The organism is Bacillus sp. Bwzl_19, from assembly GCF_054900515.1.
Window position 1 is genome coordinate 2,040,811 of sequence record NZ_CM142729.1, and the last position, 17,502, is coordinate 2,058,312.

Sequence of the window (17,502 nt, forward strand, 5' to 3'; positions counted from 1 at the left end):
TTGTAATTTTTGAAGGTTATGTGAAAATTAGAAAGCGTTTTTACCGTGGTCGGCTAAAGCCCGCAGCCTTTTCACCTCATGCGGCGTCAATTCTCTTGCGTCTCCTGTGTGAAGGCCTCTTAAATCTAAAAATGCGTATTCTTCACGTTTGAGTTTCAGCACGTCATGACCGATCGCCTCGAACATGCGGCGGACCTGTCTGTTTCGGCCTTCATGAATCGTCAGCTGAATGATGCTCGTCTGCTTTCTTTTGTCCAGGGAAAGCATTTTCGCTCTGGCCGGAGCCGTCTTGCCTTCTTCAAGCTGAATGCCGCGCTCAAGCTTTCTCAGAAGTTCCTTGGAAGGAATCCCTTTCACTTTGGCGACGTATGTCTTATCAATTTCGTATTTCGGATGCATAAGTTTGTTGGCAAACTCGCCGTCATTTGTCAGCAATAAAAGACCGCTCGTATCATAATCAAGCCTGCCGATCGGATAAATGCGCTGCGGCACTTCTTTAAAGAAGTCGGTCACCACTTTCCGCCCTTTGTCGTCGTCAGCTGCTGAGATCACTCCTCTCGGTTTATAAAGCAGAAAGTACACGGGTTCTTCCCGTTCCACCTTTAATCCGTTTACTTCAATCTGATCAGAACCGGTCACTTTTACGCCGAGCTCTGTTATTACTTTTCCATTCACCTTTACTTTTCCTTCTTTTATCAGCTCTTCTGCCTTTCTGCGTGATGCCACGCCGGCATGAGCAATAACTTTTTGCAGTCTTTCCATGTCGTTCACCTCAAGTATAATCTTACTTTTTTCCACTTGAACAAACAAGCTTTTTCAAGGAGAGTTATTCTGATATATAAAAAGCGCCTGATTCAGGCGCTTCCAAATAATAACGTAACTATGATGATTGATGCAACCACTCCGATCAAATCAGCAAGAAGACCGACCTTTAGAGCATCCCCCATTTTTTTAATGCCGACCGCCCCGAAGTATACCGTCAGGACGTACAGCGTCGTATCAGTCGATCCCTGCATGACAGAAGCCAGTCTGCCGATAAATGAATCAGGCCCGTACACGGCGATCAAATCTGTCGTCATCCCGAGCGCCGCCGTACCTGAAATCGGACGGATCAGAGCAAGCGGCACGACCTCTGCCGGAATGCCGAGCGCCGTAAAGAAAGGCTTGCAAAGTCCCATGACAAAATCCAGCGCGCCTGAAGCCCGGAATACGGTGATCGCCACAAGCATCCCGACCAAAAACGGAATGATGGAAAACGCAATCTCAATTCCTTCTTTTCCGCCTTCAACGAATGATTCATACGTCGGCACTTTTTTGATCGTGCCGTATATCAATATACCGGCGATAATAATCGGGATCATGGCTAAAGACAGCCAATTCACCATTTCCATTCGCTTACCTCCCTTTTCTTTTGCGGCGGTACCAGAAGTAGCGGTCAATGAAAATTGCGCCGATTCCCGAAATTAAAGTCGCTAAGATGGTCGGTCCGACGATATCGGTCGGTGATTTCGCCGAATAAGCCATGCGGACGGCAATGACGGTTGTCGGTATCAATGTAATGCTCGAAGTATTTACCGCCAAAAAGGTAATCATGGAACGGCTGGCCTCAGACTTGTTGCCGTTCAGCTTTTTCATCTGCTCCATAGCTTTAATGCCGAGGGGTGTCGCAGCATTTCCCAACCCGAAAAAATTCGCCATGAGATTTGATAAGATGTATCCCATAGCCGGATGATCAGGGGGAATATCGGGAAACAGCTTAGAAATAAACGGGCGGCACATTCTGCTGAATATATCCAAAAGGCCGGACTGCTCGGCTATTTTCATCAGGCCGAGCCAGAACACGAGGACGCTCATTAATCCGAACGAGATCGTAACAGCTTCTTTCGCTCCTTTAAAAACAGCTTCATTCACATCCTGCAAGGTACCGTTAAACATCGCAAAAACAAGTCCGATTACAGTCAGACAGACCCAGATTAAATTGACCATACTGAACCGCCCGCCGTGCTCATAAAAAGGCTCGTAAATGTTTCAATGAAATGCTTTTTCGGCTTTTTATGGCGCTCATTTTCATAATAGACGGGGATCTTGGCGATCACTTTCCCGTCATGCATAACGGTCATCCGGCCGACAACATCAGGAATGAGAGAGGCATCCTTTTTCCAGGCTTTTTTCGGTTTTATTAAGGTTGTGCTGATTTTCACATCATCGATTTCATCCTCTTTTAACAAATATTTAACATCACGGGTAATAAAAGCGTGTTTTCCGTAAAACGTCTTTTTCAGCTTCGGGATGCCGCCTTTTTTGGCGACGACATAGGTTTTATAGTTCTCAAAGACATAATTAAACATATTCATATGGTCATCCCAGTCATCCGGATCATTAATAGTGACTGCGATGAGATCCGTTCCGTCTTTTGAAGCCGTCGAAACGAGGGTCCGTTTCGCGATTTTTGTGTAACCCGTTTTTCCGCCAGTGCTGTAAGGATAGAGCCCTGTCAAAAGCTTGTTTTTATTTTTCCACACCCGGTCCATCGTTTCCGCTTTATACACTTTTGTGCCTGAAACGGTCCGGTATTCCTTGATCTTCATCGCGTATTTGGTCAAAAGCGCCATGTCATACGCCGTTGAATATAAATTTTCGTGGTCATCCAGTCCGTGCGGGTTTTGAAATTTTGTATTTTCCATCCCGATTTGCTCGGCTTTTTGGTTCATCATAAATACAAAACCGTCAAGGCTTCCGCCGACATATTCGGCTATTGCCGCAGCGGCATCATTTCCTGATCTCAGCATAAGCCCGTATACGAGATCTTTCAGCTTAACTTTCTGTCCCGGCTGAAGATAAATTGCTGAACCTTCCGTTTTTACGGCATTCGGGGAAACAGTCACGGTCTTTTCCATCTTCCCTGATTCAATTGCCAGCACCGCCGTCATGATTTTAGTAATGCTTGCGATCCGCCGCTTATGATGTTCGTCCTTAGCGAATAATACCCTGCCTGATGTTCCGTCAATTAAAATCGCGCTTTTTGCGCTGACATGTATTTGGGCATGTGCCGTATTTCCGTCTGTAATGGAAAAAAGGATAACAAAAGTCAAAAGAAATACGGCAGCTTTTTTGAGAAAGCGCATGAATGCTCACGTCCTTGTTGTGGGTTTGTACAAGTTTATGCGCATGTCCATGACTTATGAATACCAATTACATCACTTTACATAAAAAAACTCTCCCAAAAGGGAGAGTTTTTATCTGGCTGATACCATATTTGAGCCTGATGCTTCATATTGCGCCAATTCTTCCCGCATGCGCAGAAACTCACTGCTGAGCGAAAGCAGAAGGCTCCGCAGCGAGTCCGGCACTCGCTGGTAAAATTCAATCGCGCTTTGGCCTGTATATGCGGCGCGGCTGTTTTCATACCATGTATCCTTTTTCGGCATGAAAAACTCTTCCACGCACTGATGATACACTTTATACAGGGTTTTCTCCGCTCTCGACTCATGAAACGGCTCCTGCATTAAGAGCCGGCGGCAGGCTTCCTGGGCGCCTTCGCAAAAGACGGTCATCCGTCTCAGCACACTGAGCACATCGCGGCAGTATGCCTCATCCGCCTTTCCCGAAGCCTGCATCTCCGGTAATGTTGTATGATTTAAATAGCTGCTGACCATCGTGACAACCTCGGCTAAAAATTTACCAGTTTCTTCAGTATGGGCCCTCACAATCGAATTTCCCATTTTCGTCCGTTTCCTTCCTCTCTTGTACTTCGTCAATGTGCGTCATTCATCAATGGCCTTTCCCTACTATCGTATGATGAAAAACCGTTATTATTTAATATCCTCAAAAGTTTGGTTGAAGTTTTCAAAGAACAAGTCGGCTTCCTCCTGGAGAACGTCTTCTTCCGCATTTTCAGGAAGCGGCGGGAGCTCGTCCAGTGTTTTTAAGCCGAATTGTTCAAGAAATACAGGTGTCGTGCCGTATAAAATCGCACGGCCGGGACCGTCGGCGCGGCCAACCTCACACAGCAGCGCTTTTGACACGAGGCTGTGCAGAATCCGTTCAGACTTCACGCCCCGGATATCTTCAATTTCTGCCCGTGTGATCGGCTGCTTGTACGAAACAATCGCCAGCACTTCTAAAGAAGCCTGTGACAGCCCCTTTGACGGCACTTCGATTAATTTTTTTAAATAAGGCACGAATTCTTTTTTCGTTCCAAGCATATACGTATCCGCATATTCGGTCAGCTCGATACCCCTGCCGTCTTCCTTGTACTGTGCGGCCACTTCTTCCATAATTCCGGCCAGCTCCGCTTCTTCTATTTCAAGCACCGTCACCAATTGCTTTTTGGTAAGCCCCTCATCACCCGCCGCATACAGCAGGGCTTCCACAATCGCTTTCCAATTCACGATATCAAGCGCCATGAATGGATTCACTCCCCGTAATGTATATATCTGAAAAGTTTTCTTCCTGTTCAAGGATAATCTGCTGATTTTTCATCAGCTCCAGAACTGCTAAAAACGTCACGACGAGATGGTCTTTTTGCCGAGAAGGAAAAAGCTCCGTGAAGTTTATTCTTCTTCCCGCCGTTTTTAAACTTTTTACGATTTCGTTCATTCTGTCTTCAATCGGTATTTCCTGTCTTGTAATGGTCGTTTCTTTCGGCCGCGTGATTTTTTTACGCTGAAGCACTTTTTGAAACGCGCCGATCATGTCATAAACGGTCACCGAAAGCTTCTGCTCCGTCTGTTTGATTTCTTTTGCATATTCACTTAAATCACTCGGCGGCTTCGTAAATGACTTTTGTCTTTCTTCTTCCCGCTCTTTTAAATCTTTCGCAGCGGTTTTATATTTTCTATACTCAATCAGCTTTTCAATCAGCTCGTCCCGAGGGTCTTCTTCTTCAAGCATTTCGTCTTCAAACAGCTCTTCCTCTTGTTTCGGAAGCAGCATTCGGCTTTTAATGCTGAGAAGAGTCGCCGCCATGACCAGATATTCACTGGCGACATCAAGTTCAAGCACTTGCATTGTATGTACATATAATAAATATTGTTCAGTAATGGTTGCCACGGGTATGTCGTATATGTCGATTTCAAGACGGTTAATCAGATGAAGCAGCAGGTCCAATGGGCCTTCAAACGTATCAATTTTCACTTGATATTCTACCATTATCTCACCATTTTCAATATCACTCTCATTGCCGGAAAAACTGGCTACCCATTAGTATAATCCACCGAAATGCTCGCGTCCAATACTTTTCTAATCGTGCTCCGTTATTTAGAAAATACTGAAAAAGAAGATATACGCCTATACCTTTAAAGGCGGATGCACATATGATAGCCGTGTAAACATGAAACAAAGGGAGGCTGATTTCACATGGGCGGAGCTTGTTTCGGCGGAGGATTTGCATTAATTGTCGTTCTGTTTATATTGCTCGTTGTCGTAGGGGCATCTTACATCTGCTAGTTCATCAGGCTTCAGACACCAAGCCGCTCTTTTTTCCTTTTCATAGCGCTGTGGTACACTGGGTTTAGCATAAAAGGAGGAAGCGGCTTGTATCCAAAAGCTTATATCGGCTTTTTGGCCGAATTTCACGCATCAAGAGATTATTTTGAGTGTCATGAACTGTTAGAGGAATATTGGAAAGAAAGCCCGCCTGGGGAGCGGAGCATTCATTGGGTCGGCCTGATTCAGCTTGCCGTCGCTCTGTATCACCAGCGAAGGGGGAATGAAGCCGGGGCTAAACGGCTGATTGCCAACAGCTTACGTATTCTGCGGTCTGAAAAACAGGCTGTCAGCTCTCTCGGTCTCAGTCATCCGAAGCTGATTGAGCTGATAGAATCGCTGTCAGACAACATAGAAGCGGGCCTGCCGTACAAAAGTGTTATGCTGCCGATTACAGATGAAACTTTGAAAGAAGCATGTCTTGCCGAATGCCGCCGCAAGGGCTATATATGGGGGCAAGACGGTGTATCCGATACCTTTCTTATTCATAAACACCGCCTGCGGGACAGGACGGATGTCATCATGGAACGCGAACGGGAAATTGAGAAAAGAAAAAAAAGCAGAGGCTGACGGTCAGCCCTGCTTTTTCTATATAAAAACAGCTCCCGAAACCGTGATGATTCCGGGAGCATTTGTCAGTTATTATATGAAATATCCTGATCTTTTTGATGTTGACAGCGTTCAAAAAAGCTTTGCGTTAATTCATTCGGAACGAGTGCCTCCGTTTTGAACAGACGTTTTAAGGCGTCCATCATTTGCTTTCCGATTCCTTGATGGCGGTGAGAAGGATTCACGCTGATATGACGGATTTCAACCTCCGAGTCTTTTTTTTCGACTCCGATCGCTCCGACGATATCTTCATCCTCTTTCCAAAGAAAGAGCTGGCGGCCAGTATCCGTTTCATAGTCCTTCATTGTCTGCTGAAGCTGCTTAAGATCTTTTTCATTCGGCATAAATGACAGAAGACCCATCGCAATCTTTTCAAACGATTTTTTATAACGAATTAACATAAAAACCCCTCTATATCCAAAATGTCCATTCATGTCCTATCAAACGGATACATAAAGGCGATCCGTTTTCTCACATTATATCATTTTCGCCGCGGTTTTAAACGCTTTTCAACAAATTATTCAAATGAGCGGTTTAAATTTGCCATTTCAATGGCGGATACTGCGCAGTCCGCTCCCTTATTTCCGGCTTTTGTTCCGGCGCGTTCGATAGCCTGCTCAATGGTTTCAGTCGTCACGATGCCGAAGATAACCGGGACGCCCGTCGCCGTTCCCGCCTGAGCGATGCCTTTTGCCGCTTCGTTGCAGACATAGTCATAATGCGTTGTCGCTCCTCTGATCACCGTGCCAAGTGTAATGACGGCATCGTATTTTTTCGTTTCCGCCATTTTTTTTGCGGCAAACGGGATTTCAAACGCTCCCGGCACCCAAGCGACATCAATGTCATTTGATTCTACACCGTGGCGAATCAATGTGTCTTCTGCTCCGCTTAACAGCTTGCTCGTAATAAATTCATTAAATCTGCCGACGACGATTCCGATTTTAAGTCCTGTTCCTACTAGGTTTCCTTGTATGATATTCATATGTTATCCATCCTTTTTTGTGAGATTTGTTTTTAGAAATGAAGCAAGTGTCCGAGTTTTTTCATTTTGGTTTGTAAATACTGCTTGTTGTGCTCACTCGCTTCCATTTGAAGCGGCACCCGATCTGAAATGCTTAGTCCGTACCCTTCAAGGCCGGCGATTTTCCGGGGGTTATTGGTTAAAAGTTTCATATGCTGAACCCCTAAATCGCGGAGAATCTGGGCGCCGATGCCATAGTTGCGCAAGTCAGGCAGAAAGCCGAGCGCTTCGTTCGCTTCAACCGTGTCGTACCCTTGTTCCTGCAATCGATACGCTTTCAGCTTATTGATGAGACCGATTCCTCTGCCTTCCTGACGCAAATACAATAGAACGCCGCGGCCTTCTTCGGCAATTTGCGCAAGCGCGGCATGAAGCTGAGGCCCGCAATCACAGCGGTGGGATGCAAACACATCGCCGGTCAGGCATTCTGAGTGCACTCTGACAAGAACGGGTCCGCTGTTAAACGGGACATCGCCCATGACAAAGGCGAGATGTTCTTTTCCGTCCACCTCGTTTGTATATCCGTAAACCCGGAACGTGCCGAAGTCAGTCGGCAGCGTAATGTCAACTTCTCTGTTCACAAGTGTTGTAATGTTGTAGCGGTATTCTATTAAGTCTTTTATCGTAATCATTTTCAGCTGGTGGCGTTTGGCGATCTCGGCTAACTCTGGCACTCTGGCCATTGTGCCGTCTTCATTCATAATTTCACAAATGACGCCCGCTCCTTGAGAACCGCATGCTTTTGCAAGGTCAACGGCTGCTTCCGTGTGGCCCGCCCGCTTCAGGACGCCTCCTTTTTTTGCGATTAAGGGAAAAATATGACCCGGACGCTGAAAATCGTCAGGCACAGATTCTTCGTCCAAAAGCGCCTGAATCGTAAAGGAACGTTCCTGAGCGCTGATTCCCGTTTTTGTCAGCTTGTGGTCAATGCTGACTGTAAACGCGGTCTCATGTGAGTCTGTATTATGATCGACCATTGGATGAAGATCCAGCCGGCCGGCGATGTCTTCAGAAAGCGGCGTGCAGATCAGGCCTCTCCCGTGGGTCGCCATAAAATTCACCACTTCAGGCGTAGCATGCTCAGCGAGCGCTACGAAATCTCCTTCGTTTTCTCTGTCTTCATCATCGACAACGATGATGACTTCACCTTTTTTCAGCGCTTCTAATGCCTCTTCTATCGGATGAAACATATTGATCTCCCTTTCTAAAAGCCGTTCTCGCTTAAAAAGGCTTCTGTGATAGTTTGATTGCTTTTCGTTTGTTCTGTTTTGTGCAAAAAGCGGTATAAGTATTTGCCGATCATGTCGCACTCAATATTGACGATCGAGCCGACTGCTTTCGTCCGGAAAATCGTTTCTGAGATGGTATGCGGAATGACAGATACCGTCACACTTTCGTCTGATAAGCCGAAAATCGTCAGGCTCACGCCGTCTACCGTAATCGAACCTTTCAATACGAGCGTTTTCGTCAATTCGGGAGACAGCTTTAAGTCGTAATAGACCGCGTTGCTTTTTTTCTCGATCCGTGTAATTTCCGCCGTCCCGTCTACGTGCCCTGATACAAAGTGGCCGCCGAACCGTCCGTTGGCGGACATTGCTCTTTCCAGATTCACTTTACTGCCTTTTGACAAGCCGTTCAGCGAAGTGGCTTTAACTGTCTCCGGCATGACATCTACCGTAAATTGATTGTCAGAAAATCCGGTCACGGTCAGGCAGATGCCGTTTACCGCGATGCTGTCGCCAAGCCTCACATCACTTGTCACTTTTGAAGCGGCAATTGTTAATGCCATGGAAAGGCCTGTCTTTTTGATTGCTTGGATCGTGCCTGTTTCTTCAACGATTCCTGTAAACATCGTCACCATCCTTTCCATCTTTAGGTATGGCCGTCAGTTTTATATCCGGCCCGATTTGGGTAATTTGTGTGAATTGTAAATGGGGGACATCTTTCATTGATTGAAAACCTTCACCGGAGATCAAGCTGGGAGCAAGCGTTCCTCCGATTAATGTAGGGGCGAAATAGAAATGAAGCTCGTCGAAACAGCCCGCCTTGACAAAACTTCCGTGTACAGATGCTCCTCCTTCCACATAAACGGACATTATGCCGTTTTCAGCGAGAATGCTGAGCACCTCAGGGATGTGAATGCGGTCTGTTTCAAGCGTAAAGACTTTTATTCCGAGTGCGGTCAGCCGGTCTTTCTTTCGGACGTCAGAACCTGCGGCTGTAAATATCCATGTCGGCGCAGCCCCGTCAGTGAGCACATTTGCCGTTTCAGGAACGGTCAGCTTTGTATCGAGAATGACTCTGACCGGCTGCTTCACCGCATCGGGGAGCCTGCATGTCAGGCTCGGATTATCGGCTTTGACTGTGCCTGCTCCGACAAGAATGCTTTGATGCGATTTCCTGTATTGCTGGGCATCAAGCCTTGCCGCCTCTGATGTAATCCATTTGCTGTCACCGGTTTCAGTCGCTGTTTTCCCGTCAAGGCTTGCGGCCGCTTTCAAGGTGACATACGGAAGTCCGGTCCGCATGAAGTGAAGAAACATTTTATTCAGCTCTTCTGCCTGTTGCCTGAGAAGCCCCGTTTTCACTTCGATGCCCGCTGCTTCCAGCATTGTGATGCCTTTTCCGGCTACAAGCGGATTGGGATCTTCCACAGCGATAAACACCCTTTTTATCCCTGATTTCATGATCAGTTCGGCACATGGCGGTGTTTTTCCGTAATGGCTGCAAGGCTCAAGCGTCACATACAAATCAGCGCCTTTTGCATGGCTGCCTGCCATATTGATCGCGTGCACCTCAGCATGGGCCTCTCCGTATTGCAAGTGGGCGCCCATTCCGACGATCTGTCCGTTTTTGACGACGACGGCGCCGACAAGAGGATTCGGCTGTGTCTGTCCTTCACCGCGTCTGGCAAGCTCTATTGCCGTATTCATATAATATTCTTCCATCGTTATCCCTCCCTTCTTCCACGCAATTTGGCGTCAAAAAAGCCCCGAATGTTTACACAGTTCGGGGCTTTACCAGTTTTAATCCATAGGAAATAAGACTATACAGTATGATTATTTTTTGCATAGCTTCTCTCATCCTTCTCCCATCCAGACTTTCACTGTCGGCTTCAGCTTTTCACTGAATCCACCGTATACAGATGCATACGGGTCACGGGCTGTAAAGCGCAGGAGCGCCTTATTACCGCCGGTCGGGATTTTCACCCAGCCCCGAAGGATACAATCAATATTTTTTTGTCCTTATCCGCTATTATAACATCCTTTACGGGAGGCGCAATGAATTTGCACCTAATTATTCAGAAAAAATAAAAAGCGCCTTTTTTCCAAAAAGGCGCCTTCATTTATTCGTTTACTTTAACGACCTTCAATAAGCCGTCAATCCGGTTCGATTTGCTGAAATACGCTTTAATCTTATCTCCTTTTTTCACATCGGAGAGATCCTGTTTCAGCTTGTCGCCGTTAAAAATGATTTTTGTGCCGTTTGCTGCCGTACCGTGGTATTCATTTCCTTCTATTTTCGTAATTTTATATGTTTTCACTGTATATTCTTCTTTTTCCTGAGACAGGGTTTGTCCGATCGCAGTAGGCACGTCTTTCAGTTCAATATCGTTTATGACCATAAAACCGCCCGCCAATAACAGCAGCAGTACAAGTAAAATGGCTGCTTTTGTTTTAATTCTTTCCATTTTTCTACCTCCAGCCCGTATCAATCTATTCATTACTATGTCATATTCCTTTTTTTCATGAATAGAAAACCGTTCTTCCCTGCGTGAGTTATTCATATAACGATTCATAAAGGGAAGATGTTTCATGTATCTGTAAAACTTTCTATCTATTAAATAGATATACGAATTTATGTTCTGTTTTTGTGGGTGGAAAGATAAATTTATATAAAAAAAGCAGTTTTCTCTAAAGAAAACTGCTCGTACGGTTTATTTCGTCTTGCGAATTTCATTAAACGGGAAGAAGACGAATTTTGATGTTCCCGCTATTTGTTTTTTCGTAAAAAGACCGAGGCCGTTGCGGCTGTCCATAGAGTTTCTGCGGTTATCACCCATGACGAAATATTTGTCGTCCGGCACTTTCACCGGGCCGAAGTCATCCGTCAGCGTGTCATAGCCGTCCTGCTTCGCTTTTGTCTTGTTTGCCGCTAAATACGGTTCGGACACTTTTTTGCCGTTGATGTACAGCTGATCGTTTTTCATTTGCACCGTGTCGCCGGGAAGTCCGATAATCCGTTTGACATAGTGCTCGTTTTCTCCGTTCAAAACGACGATCTGGCCGCGTTTGAAGTCGCTTATGTATTTGACCGTCATATTGACAAAGATTCTCTCACGGTCATGCAGAGTCGGTTCCATTGATTCCCCGTCAACGACATAAGGAGCAAATAAAAAGTTGCGGATGAGCACTGCCAGAACGACAGCGATGATAATGGCTTTCGCCCAATCAAGTACGGCGCTTTTTTTAGAAGTTTTTTCTTTTTCTGATTTCAAGTGATTTCCTCCCATTAGCCATGGTTGTTTTTATTTTACCATGAATCCCTGCACAGAGGGCAAATAAGCCCCGCACCTCATCCATTTTTTTCATTTCACAAGCCGGATCTGCTGATTTTACGGTATTTCACGAAGCTTCCGATCCGCCAAATGCACAAATACACAAAAGCAAGCTCCATTGTTAAAACGGCAAATTCCGCCGCGTCAATGTTTTTGAAATATTGACTGAGCACGATACGGATCGCAATAATCGCGATAATGACATATTTAAAGTTTTTATTCCGTTTGGAGTAGACAAAGCCGTCTTCCCGGATTTCATATGCGGTTTGCGACAGCATAATGACGCCAAATACCGCGCCTAACAGTCCGGCGATGGCGAGCTCCCAAACAGCGGGAAGATGAAACGGCTTTCCCGGAATATGCATGAGCTGGCTGATGCTGAACGAAAAAATGACGGCGATAATCACAAGCGGGAGAATGATGCCGAAGCCGCCGCCTTTAATCGGCCTGTTTCCCTTTTTCATTCTGAACCAAAAAATAAGTGCAATAATAATAATGACAAATAAAACGGTTGCCAATTGAACCAACGTTTTTACCTCTTTTCATTGTTGTAATCGGTCTTTTACACTATACCAGAGTGACCGCTATAGTTCATATATGTATTTTTTCATGATTTACACATGAGAATTTTCATATACATAAAAAAACCCGCCTGAAAAGGCGGGTTTTCCGTCATTAACCTTCTACACGGACTTCTTTCATTTTGTCTCCGTTAGACATGTTTTTCGCGTGCTCTAAACCGCTTGTCACTTTTCCGAATACAGTGTGAACGCCGTTTAAATGCGGCTGCGGCTCATGTACGATGAAGAATTGGCTTGAACCCGTGTCTTTACCGGCATGCGCCATTGATAAAGAACCGGCTTCGTGCTTATGCGGGTTGCCTTCTGTTTCACATTTGATCGTTTTTCCGCTTCCGCCCATGCCTGTCCCAGTCGGATCTCCGCCTTGGCTGACAAAGCCCGGAATCACGCGGTGGAAAATAACGCCGTCATAAAAGCCCGTATTCGCCAGGTTTTCAAAGTTAGCGACTGTATTAGGCGCTTCATTCGGGTAAAGTTCAAATTCGATTCTGCTGCCGTTTTCCATTTCGATGTAACCAGTTTTCATTCTCATTCCTACTTCCATATGTTTTTTGTCAAAGCCTTCTTCCACATGAATTTTCAATTGTAAGCCGGCTTTCTTTTTGATATTCTTTTGAAGGAAGATGCGTCTGCTCTTCTTTTCGCGGCTTATTATACCATACCTTCAGCCGGAAAACGAATCTCCCAGCTTCCAAAGAAAGAAAATGAAACCAGAACAGCTTCACAGCCGTCTATGTAACGGAACTGCTTCACGCAGGGCCTCACAAACCGCTTCAAAACGGCATTTGTGAAAAGAAGGAGGTTAACCGCTTTGAAAAAAATGTGGATTGGATTGCTGGCGGCGGCCGTTGTATTGTGCACAATACCGAAGATCAGCCTGGCCGATGCCGCAGTCGGAGATGTCATCGTCACACTGGGAGCAGATCTGTCAAACGCAGACCGTCAAAAAGTGCTTGACGAATTAAATGTTCCTGACAACGCGACAAAAGTGACGGTCACTAATAAAGAAGAACATGAATATCTGGGAAAATATATATCGAATGCCCAAATCGGCACAAGAGCCATTTCTTCATCATCCATCACGGTGGAAAAGAAAGGGTCCGGGCTTGACGTCCAAACCCATAACATCGATTCCATTACGGATGAAATGTACTTAAACGCCCTGATGACAGCAGGCGTGAAAGATGCGAAAGTATACGTAACGGCGCCGTTTGAAGTATCAGGAACCGCTGCATTAACAGGGGTCATTAAGGCATATGAAGTTTCATCAGACAAAGCGATTTCAGAAGATGTAAAACAAGTCGCCAACCAAGAGCTTGTCACAACATCAAAACTCGGAGATAAAATCGGAGATAAAAACGCCTCCGCGCTTATCGCAAACATTAAAGACGATTTCGCGAAAAACGGTGTGCCCGATACAAAAGAAGGAATCGAGAAAAAAGTCGATGATGCGGCATCAAACCTTAACATTACACTGACTGACGCTCAAAAAGACCAGCTTGTTTCATTGTTTAATAAAATGAAAAATGCCAAGATTGATTGGGGCCAAGTCGGCAATCAGCTTGATAAGGCTAAAGACAAAATCACAAAGTTCATTCAATCCGACGAAGGCAAAAGCTTTATTCAAAAAGTCATTGATTTCTTCGCGTCGATTTGGAATGCGATCGTGTCTGTATTTACAGGAGACAGCGGATCAAGTTCTAACAGCTAAAACAAAAAAGAGACCGGGACTGTATCGTCCCGGTCTCTTTTTTTGTTTATTGTTTGACTCCCGTCTTAAACGGCAGATCCAGCTTGACAATGTCTTCATAGGTTTCTCTTTTAATGACAAGATGCGCTTCGCCGTCTTCCACAAATACAACCGCGGGACGCGGAATGCGGTTATAGTTGTTAGCCATGCTGTATCCGTATGCCCCCGTGCAGAAAACGGCGAGCAGATCGCCTTCTTTCACTTCCGGAAGGTCTATATCCCAGATGAGCATATCTCCGCTTTCACAGCACTTACCCGCGATGGATACCGTTGTGTCATGGTGTTCTGAGATTCTGTTTGCCGATACGGCTTCATATTTCGCCTGATAAAGCGCAGGACGGATATTGTCGCTCATGCCTCCGTCAACGGCTGCATATTTACGGGTGCCGGGCACTTCTTTTTGCGAACCGATGGTATAAAGCGTCGTTCCGGCGTCTCCGACGAGCGAACGTCCCGGTTCAATCCAAATTTCCGGAATGTCAAAAGCGTACAGTTCTGCGTTTTCTTTTACCGCTTCAATAATTTTTTCCACGTAGACGGCGGGATGAAGAGGTTCATCCTCTTCTGTGTAGCGGATGCCGAAGCCTCCTCCTAAATTCAGCACTTCAGAGACAAAGCCGAATGATTCTCTCCATTCATTCAGTTTTGCAAAGATTTTTTCCGCGGCCAGGACAAAGCCCGCCGTATCAAAAATTTGCGATCCGATATGGCAGTGAACGCCGAGAAGACGGATATGGTCTGACTGTAATACTTGCTCAATCGCCTTTTCTATTTGCCCGTTATGCAGATCAAAACCGAATTTGGAATCTTCCTGCCCCGTCGTAATATAATCATGCGTGTGCGCCTCTACCCCCGGGGTGATCCGCAGAAGCACATCCATGGCGCGCCCTGATTTGCGGCACAGTTCCGCAAGTAAGGATATTTCATGAAAATTATCAACGACGATGCAGCCGATTTGATGATCGAGCGCCATTTGCAATTCTTCCCTGCTTTTGTTATTGCCGTGAAAATGTATCCGGTCAGCCGGAAAACCGGCCGAAACCGCCGTAAACAGCTCTCCGCCGGACACAACGTCCAATGAAAGCCCCTCCTGCTCAGCGAGCTGTATCATTGCAACGGAAGAAAATGCCTTGCTCGCGTATGCGACCTGCGCTTTTAAATCCGCGTCAATGAATGCCTGTTTAAAGCTTTTAGCGCGCTCACGTATTAAAGCCACGTCATAAACATAAAGAGGCGTGCCGTAATGCTCCGCTAAATACAGCGCATCCACACCTCCGATTTCCAGATGACCTAGTTTGTTTTGTCTGCTTGTGCCATGTAAGAACAATGCTCATTCCCTCTTTCTGATCCGCATATGGGTGAAAAGGACAGCTTTTGTTGAGCTGTCCTTATACAGGTCCCGTATAAGTTAAGACATACAATATCATAATCTTCTGTCGGTTTCAATGCGATTATGAACCGCTTGGCTGTCTTTGACGGTCTTTCGGGTGAACAATGCTCGGTCTGACTTTTGCTCCCGGCACTGTCGTCCGGACGAGCACCTGCCACAGCGCCTTGCCGTTAAATGGTAAAAACGGCCATAAATACGGCGTATGAAATGAGCGGATACTCGCCATTACGATCAGCAGCAATGTAAAGCCGATAACAAAGCCTTTCACTTTGAAAATGGCCACGAGAATCATTAAGATGAGACGCATCATTTTATTGGCGAGGCTGAGTTCATAGCTCGGCGTTGTGAATGATCCGATGGCGGCGATCGATACGTACAAAATCACTTCGGCTGAAAACAGCCCCACCGCTATGGCGATTTGTCCGATCAGCACCGCCGCAATCAGCCCCATGGCGGTCGATAAAGCGGTCGGCGTATGGATCGCGGCCATCCTGAGAAACTCAATGCCCAGATCGGCCAAAAAGATTTGCAGAATGATCGGGATATGCGTATTTTTATTTAAGCCGATAAAATCCAATCTTTCTGGCAGAAGAGACGGTTCGAGAACAAACAGGAACCAAATCGGAAGCAGGACAGTTGAAGCAATAATACCAAAAAACCTGATCCATCTTAAAAATGTCCCGACAGAAGGAGCCTGCCTGTATTCTTCCGCATGCTGAACGTGGTGAAAAATCGTTGTGGGCGTTATGATAACGCTCGGTGACGTATCGACGACGATAATGACGTGACCTTCCAAAATATGATTGGCGGCCACATCCGGGCGTTCTGTGTATCTGACCATAGGAAACGGGTTGTAGCCCTGCTTGACGATAAATTCTTCCACCGTTTTATCAGCCATCGTCAGCCCGTCAATGTCAATCGCATTCACTTCGTTTTCGACGATGCTGACAAGATCAGGGTCCGCGATGTCCTCTATATACACAATGGCCAGATCGGTCTTAGAGCGCTCACCGACTTTCGTAATTTTGACGCGGAGCCTTTCGTCTCTGATTCTTCTTCTGATCAACGCTGTATTAATGACGATACTTTCTATAAAACCGTCTCTTGCCCCGCGCACGACCTTTTCTGTATCCGGTTCTTCGGGCGTGCGTCCGGGATAATTCCTGACGTCGACGACGAAAGCGAAGCCGGCGTCTTCAACGATAACGGCGACAAGTCCGGAAAGCACTTGATCCGTTGCTTCGTCGAGTGTTTTCACTTTTTGGACCTGCTGATTGACGAGCCTGTTTTCAACGACATCAATCGCTTCATCCGCGTTCTCGTCATAATTATTGACATCGACGAGCTGCTCTATTAAATGAATGATAAACAAAGTATCGGTTAACCCGTTGACAAAGTAAATCTGGACTTCCCGGCCTAAAACTTGAACTTTGCGGACGCCGACATCATAGCTCGTCCCCATACCGACACGGTCTTTAAAAAATTGTTCATTTTTTCTAGGATCCCGGTATACTTTTATCATGTTTTCCGGTTTTTCCGGCATGATATTCGCTCCTTTCTAAAATGAATTCGACAGCCTTCATCGTAATCGGCGAGCCTTTGGATATATCATCTTTTCTTCCCATCTTTCCTATGTCGCCGATGCCTACAATGAGGGGAACGTCCAGTTTGTCAAGACAATACACCGTGTCTCCGTTCATTCTGTGCTCGTCCATTTCTCTCATTCCGATTTTGTCGACGCCAAACTCCGTCACTTCTCCATCACGGTCAATGGAGACATCTACTTTCGTCCATTCAGCCTGATGGGTTTTAGAAGCGACCGCAATCACTCCCAGCACTTCAATGTCTTGATGTGAGGCGACATATTTCAGCGCCGTTTCGCCCGGTCCTTCACCTTGCAGGCCCGAATCGTCAAACATGACAAACACCGGGTCATTCGGCGCGGTTTTAATCAGCTGAACAAGTTCCGGACCGCTTCTGGTTGAAGGATTGCCCTTTGATTGGGAAATACACCGTCCGCCTGTTTTTTCCGCGGCATATTCAATCGTTTTGGCGGCGTATACGTCCCCGTCTGTCACAAGGATGACTTTCCGTTTCGTCATCAGA

Annotated in this window: 22 protein-coding genes and 1 riboswitch; of the genes, 3 read left to right on the forward strand and 19 right to left on the reverse strand. The window is 46.1% G+C overall.

The features are described from left to right. Window positions 1-27 precede the first annotated feature (27 nt). The 7 genes from rluB to ACW5MY_RS10780 form a co-directional block, all read right to left on the reverse strand. Entirely contained in the window at window positions 28-762 is a 735-nt protein-coding gene (gene rluB, locus ACW5MY_RS10750) for a 23S rRNA pseudouridine(2605) synthase RluB (protein ID WP_013352721.1), read from the reverse strand. Between the two features lie 92 nt (window positions 763-854). After that, on the reverse strand, window positions 855-1,391 hold the full coding sequence (locus tag ACW5MY_RS10755) for a spore maturation protein (protein ID WP_013352722.1): 537 nt from the start codon (window positions 1,389-1,391) through the stop codon (window positions 855-857). Between the two features lie 4 nt (window positions 1,392-1,395). Further along, complete coding sequence (locus tag ACW5MY_RS10760) at window positions 1,396-1,986, reverse strand: nucleoside recognition domain-containing protein (RefSeq protein ID WP_013352723.1); 591 nt, start codon at window positions 1,984-1,986, stop codon at window positions 1,396-1,398. Further along, the gene (locus ACW5MY_RS10765; protein ID WP_013352724.1) at window positions 1,974-3,125 is read right to left on the reverse strand and encodes a D-alanyl-D-alanine carboxypeptidase family protein; all 1,152 of its coding nucleotides are present in this window, start codon (window positions 3,123-3,125) and stop codon (window positions 1,974-1,976) included. The genes ACW5MY_RS10760 and ACW5MY_RS10765 overlap by 13 nt, the downstream gene beginning before the upstream one ends. 111 nt (window positions 3,126-3,236) lie before the next feature. After that, window positions 3,237-3,722 carry a DUF3907 family protein gene (locus tag ACW5MY_RS10770; protein ID WP_013352725.1) on the reverse strand — a complete coding sequence of 162 codons (486 nt, stop codon included), beginning with the start codon at window positions 3,720-3,722 and terminating at the stop codon, window positions 3,237-3,239. A 90-nt stretch (window positions 3,723-3,812) separates the two neighbouring features. Further along, entirely contained in the window at window positions 3,813-4,406 is a 594-nt protein-coding gene (gene scpB, locus ACW5MY_RS10775; protein WP_013352726.1) for an SMC-Scp complex subunit ScpB, read from the reverse strand. Continuing rightward, the gene (locus ACW5MY_RS10780; protein WP_013352727.1) at window positions 4,396-5,151 is read right to left on the reverse strand and encodes a segregation/condensation protein A; all 756 of its coding nucleotides are present in this window, start codon (window positions 5,149-5,151) and stop codon (window positions 4,396-4,398) included. The genes scpB and ACW5MY_RS10780 overlap by 11 nt, the downstream gene beginning before the upstream one ends. Window positions 5,152-5,358: 207 nt before the next feature. Between ACW5MY_RS10780 and ACW5MY_RS10785 the strand changes: the two genes are divergently transcribed. After that, the gene (locus ACW5MY_RS10785) at window positions 5,359-5,448 is read left to right on the forward strand and encodes a YjcZ family sporulation protein (protein ID WP_076983148.1); all 90 of its coding nucleotides are present in this window, start codon (window positions 5,359-5,361) and stop codon (window positions 5,446-5,448) included. Window positions 5,449-5,535: 87 nt separating this feature from the next. Next, complete coding sequence (locus tag ACW5MY_RS10790; RefSeq protein WP_013352728.1) at window positions 5,536-6,057, forward strand: DUF309 domain-containing protein; 522 nt, start codon at window positions 5,536-5,538, stop codon at window positions 6,055-6,057. A 65-nt stretch (window positions 6,058-6,122) separates the two neighbouring features. On the opposite strand, the gene ribT is transcribed toward ACW5MY_RS10790, so the two are convergent. The 9 genes from ribT to ACW5MY_RS10835 form a co-directional block, all read right to left on the reverse strand. Next, a complete protein-coding gene (gene ribT, locus ACW5MY_RS10795; RefSeq protein ID WP_013352729.1) occupies window positions 6,123-6,497 on the reverse strand; it encodes a GNAT family N-acetyltransferase RibT in 375 nt (124 codons plus the stop codon). A 116-nt stretch (window positions 6,498-6,613) separates the two neighbouring features. Then, entirely contained in the window at window positions 6,614-7,078 is a 465-nt protein-coding gene (gene ribH, locus ACW5MY_RS10800) for a 6,7-dimethyl-8-ribityllumazine synthase (RefSeq protein WP_013352730.1), read from the reverse strand. A gap of 32 nt (window positions 7,079-7,110) precedes the next feature. Further along, the gene (locus ACW5MY_RS10805) at window positions 7,111-8,307 is read right to left on the reverse strand and encodes a bifunctional 3,4-dihydroxy-2-butanone-4-phosphate synthase/GTP cyclohydrolase II (protein ID WP_013352731.1); all 1,197 of its coding nucleotides are present in this window, start codon (window positions 8,305-8,307) and stop codon (window positions 7,111-7,113) included. Window positions 8,308-8,321: 14 nt separating this feature from the next. After that, window positions 8,322-8,969 carry a riboflavin synthase gene (ribE, locus tag ACW5MY_RS10810; RefSeq protein WP_014470033.1) on the reverse strand — a complete coding sequence of 216 codons (648 nt, stop codon included), beginning with the start codon at window positions 8,967-8,969 and terminating at the stop codon, window positions 8,322-8,324. Next, window positions 8,950-10,065, reverse strand: a complete 1,116-nt coding sequence (ribD, locus tag ACW5MY_RS10815) for a bifunctional diaminohydroxyphosphoribosylaminopyrimidine deaminase/5-amino-6-(5-phosphoribosylamino)uracil reductase RibD (RefSeq protein WP_013352733.1) — start codon at window positions 10,063-10,065, stop codon at window positions 8,950-8,952. The genes ribE and ribD overlap by 20 nt, the downstream gene beginning before the upstream one ends. A 131-nt stretch (window positions 10,066-10,196) precedes the next feature. After that, window positions 10,197-10,344, reverse strand: a riboswitch (FMN riboswitch). A 119-nt stretch (window positions 10,345-10,463) separates the two neighbouring features. Continuing rightward, window positions 10,464-10,808 carry a hypothetical protein gene (locus ACW5MY_RS10820; protein ID WP_013352734.1) on the reverse strand — a complete coding sequence of 115 codons (345 nt, stop codon included), beginning with the start codon at window positions 10,806-10,808 and terminating at the stop codon, window positions 10,464-10,466. Window positions 10,809-11,054: 246 nt separating this feature from the next. Further along, window positions 11,055-11,630, reverse strand: a complete 576-nt coding sequence (gene lepB, locus ACW5MY_RS10825) for a signal peptidase I (protein ID WP_462061607.1) — start codon at window positions 11,628-11,630, stop codon at window positions 11,055-11,057. A gap of 80 nt (window positions 11,631-11,710) precedes the next feature. Beyond that, a complete protein-coding gene (locus ACW5MY_RS10830) occupies window positions 11,711-12,202 on the reverse strand; it encodes a CcdC protein domain-containing protein (RefSeq protein WP_013352736.1) in 492 nt (163 codons plus the stop codon). 148 nt (window positions 12,203-12,350) lie between these two features. After that, window positions 12,351-12,782, reverse strand: a complete 432-nt coding sequence (locus ACW5MY_RS10835) for a peptidylprolyl isomerase (protein ID WP_038463262.1) — start codon at window positions 12,780-12,782, stop codon at window positions 12,351-12,353. Between the two features lie 285 nt (window positions 12,783-13,067). On the opposite strand from ACW5MY_RS10835, the gene ACW5MY_RS10840 reads away from it, so the two are divergent. Next, the gene (locus tag ACW5MY_RS10840; RefSeq protein ID WP_013352738.1) at window positions 13,068-13,967 is read left to right on the forward strand and encodes a DUF1002 domain-containing protein; all 900 of its coding nucleotides are present in this window, start codon (window positions 13,068-13,070) and stop codon (window positions 13,965-13,967) included. Window positions 13,968-14,013: 46 nt separating this feature from the next. On the opposite strand, the gene lysA is transcribed toward ACW5MY_RS10840, so the two are convergent. The 3 genes from lysA to spoVAEA all read right to left on the reverse strand — a co-directional run bounded on the left by lysA (window position 14,014) and on the right by spoVAEA (window position 17,501). Continuing rightward, window positions 14,014-15,333 carry a diaminopimelate decarboxylase gene (gene lysA, locus ACW5MY_RS10845; protein WP_014470028.1) on the reverse strand — a complete coding sequence of 440 codons (1,320 nt, stop codon included), beginning with the start codon at window positions 15,331-15,333 and terminating at the stop codon, window positions 14,014-14,016. A 124-nt stretch (window positions 15,334-15,457) separates the two neighbouring features. Then, a complete protein-coding gene (locus tag ACW5MY_RS10850; RefSeq protein ID WP_014470027.1) occupies window positions 15,458-16,939 on the reverse strand; it encodes a spore germination protein in 1,482 nt (493 codons plus the stop codon). Then, complete coding sequence (gene spoVAEA, locus ACW5MY_RS10855) at window positions 16,893-17,501, reverse strand: stage V sporulation protein SpoVABEA (protein WP_088030539.1); 609 nt, start codon at window positions 17,499-17,501, stop codon at window positions 16,893-16,895. Before spoVAEA ends, ACW5MY_RS10850 begins: the two co-directional genes overlap by 47 nt. Between the last annotated feature and the right edge of the window lies 1 nt (window position 17,502).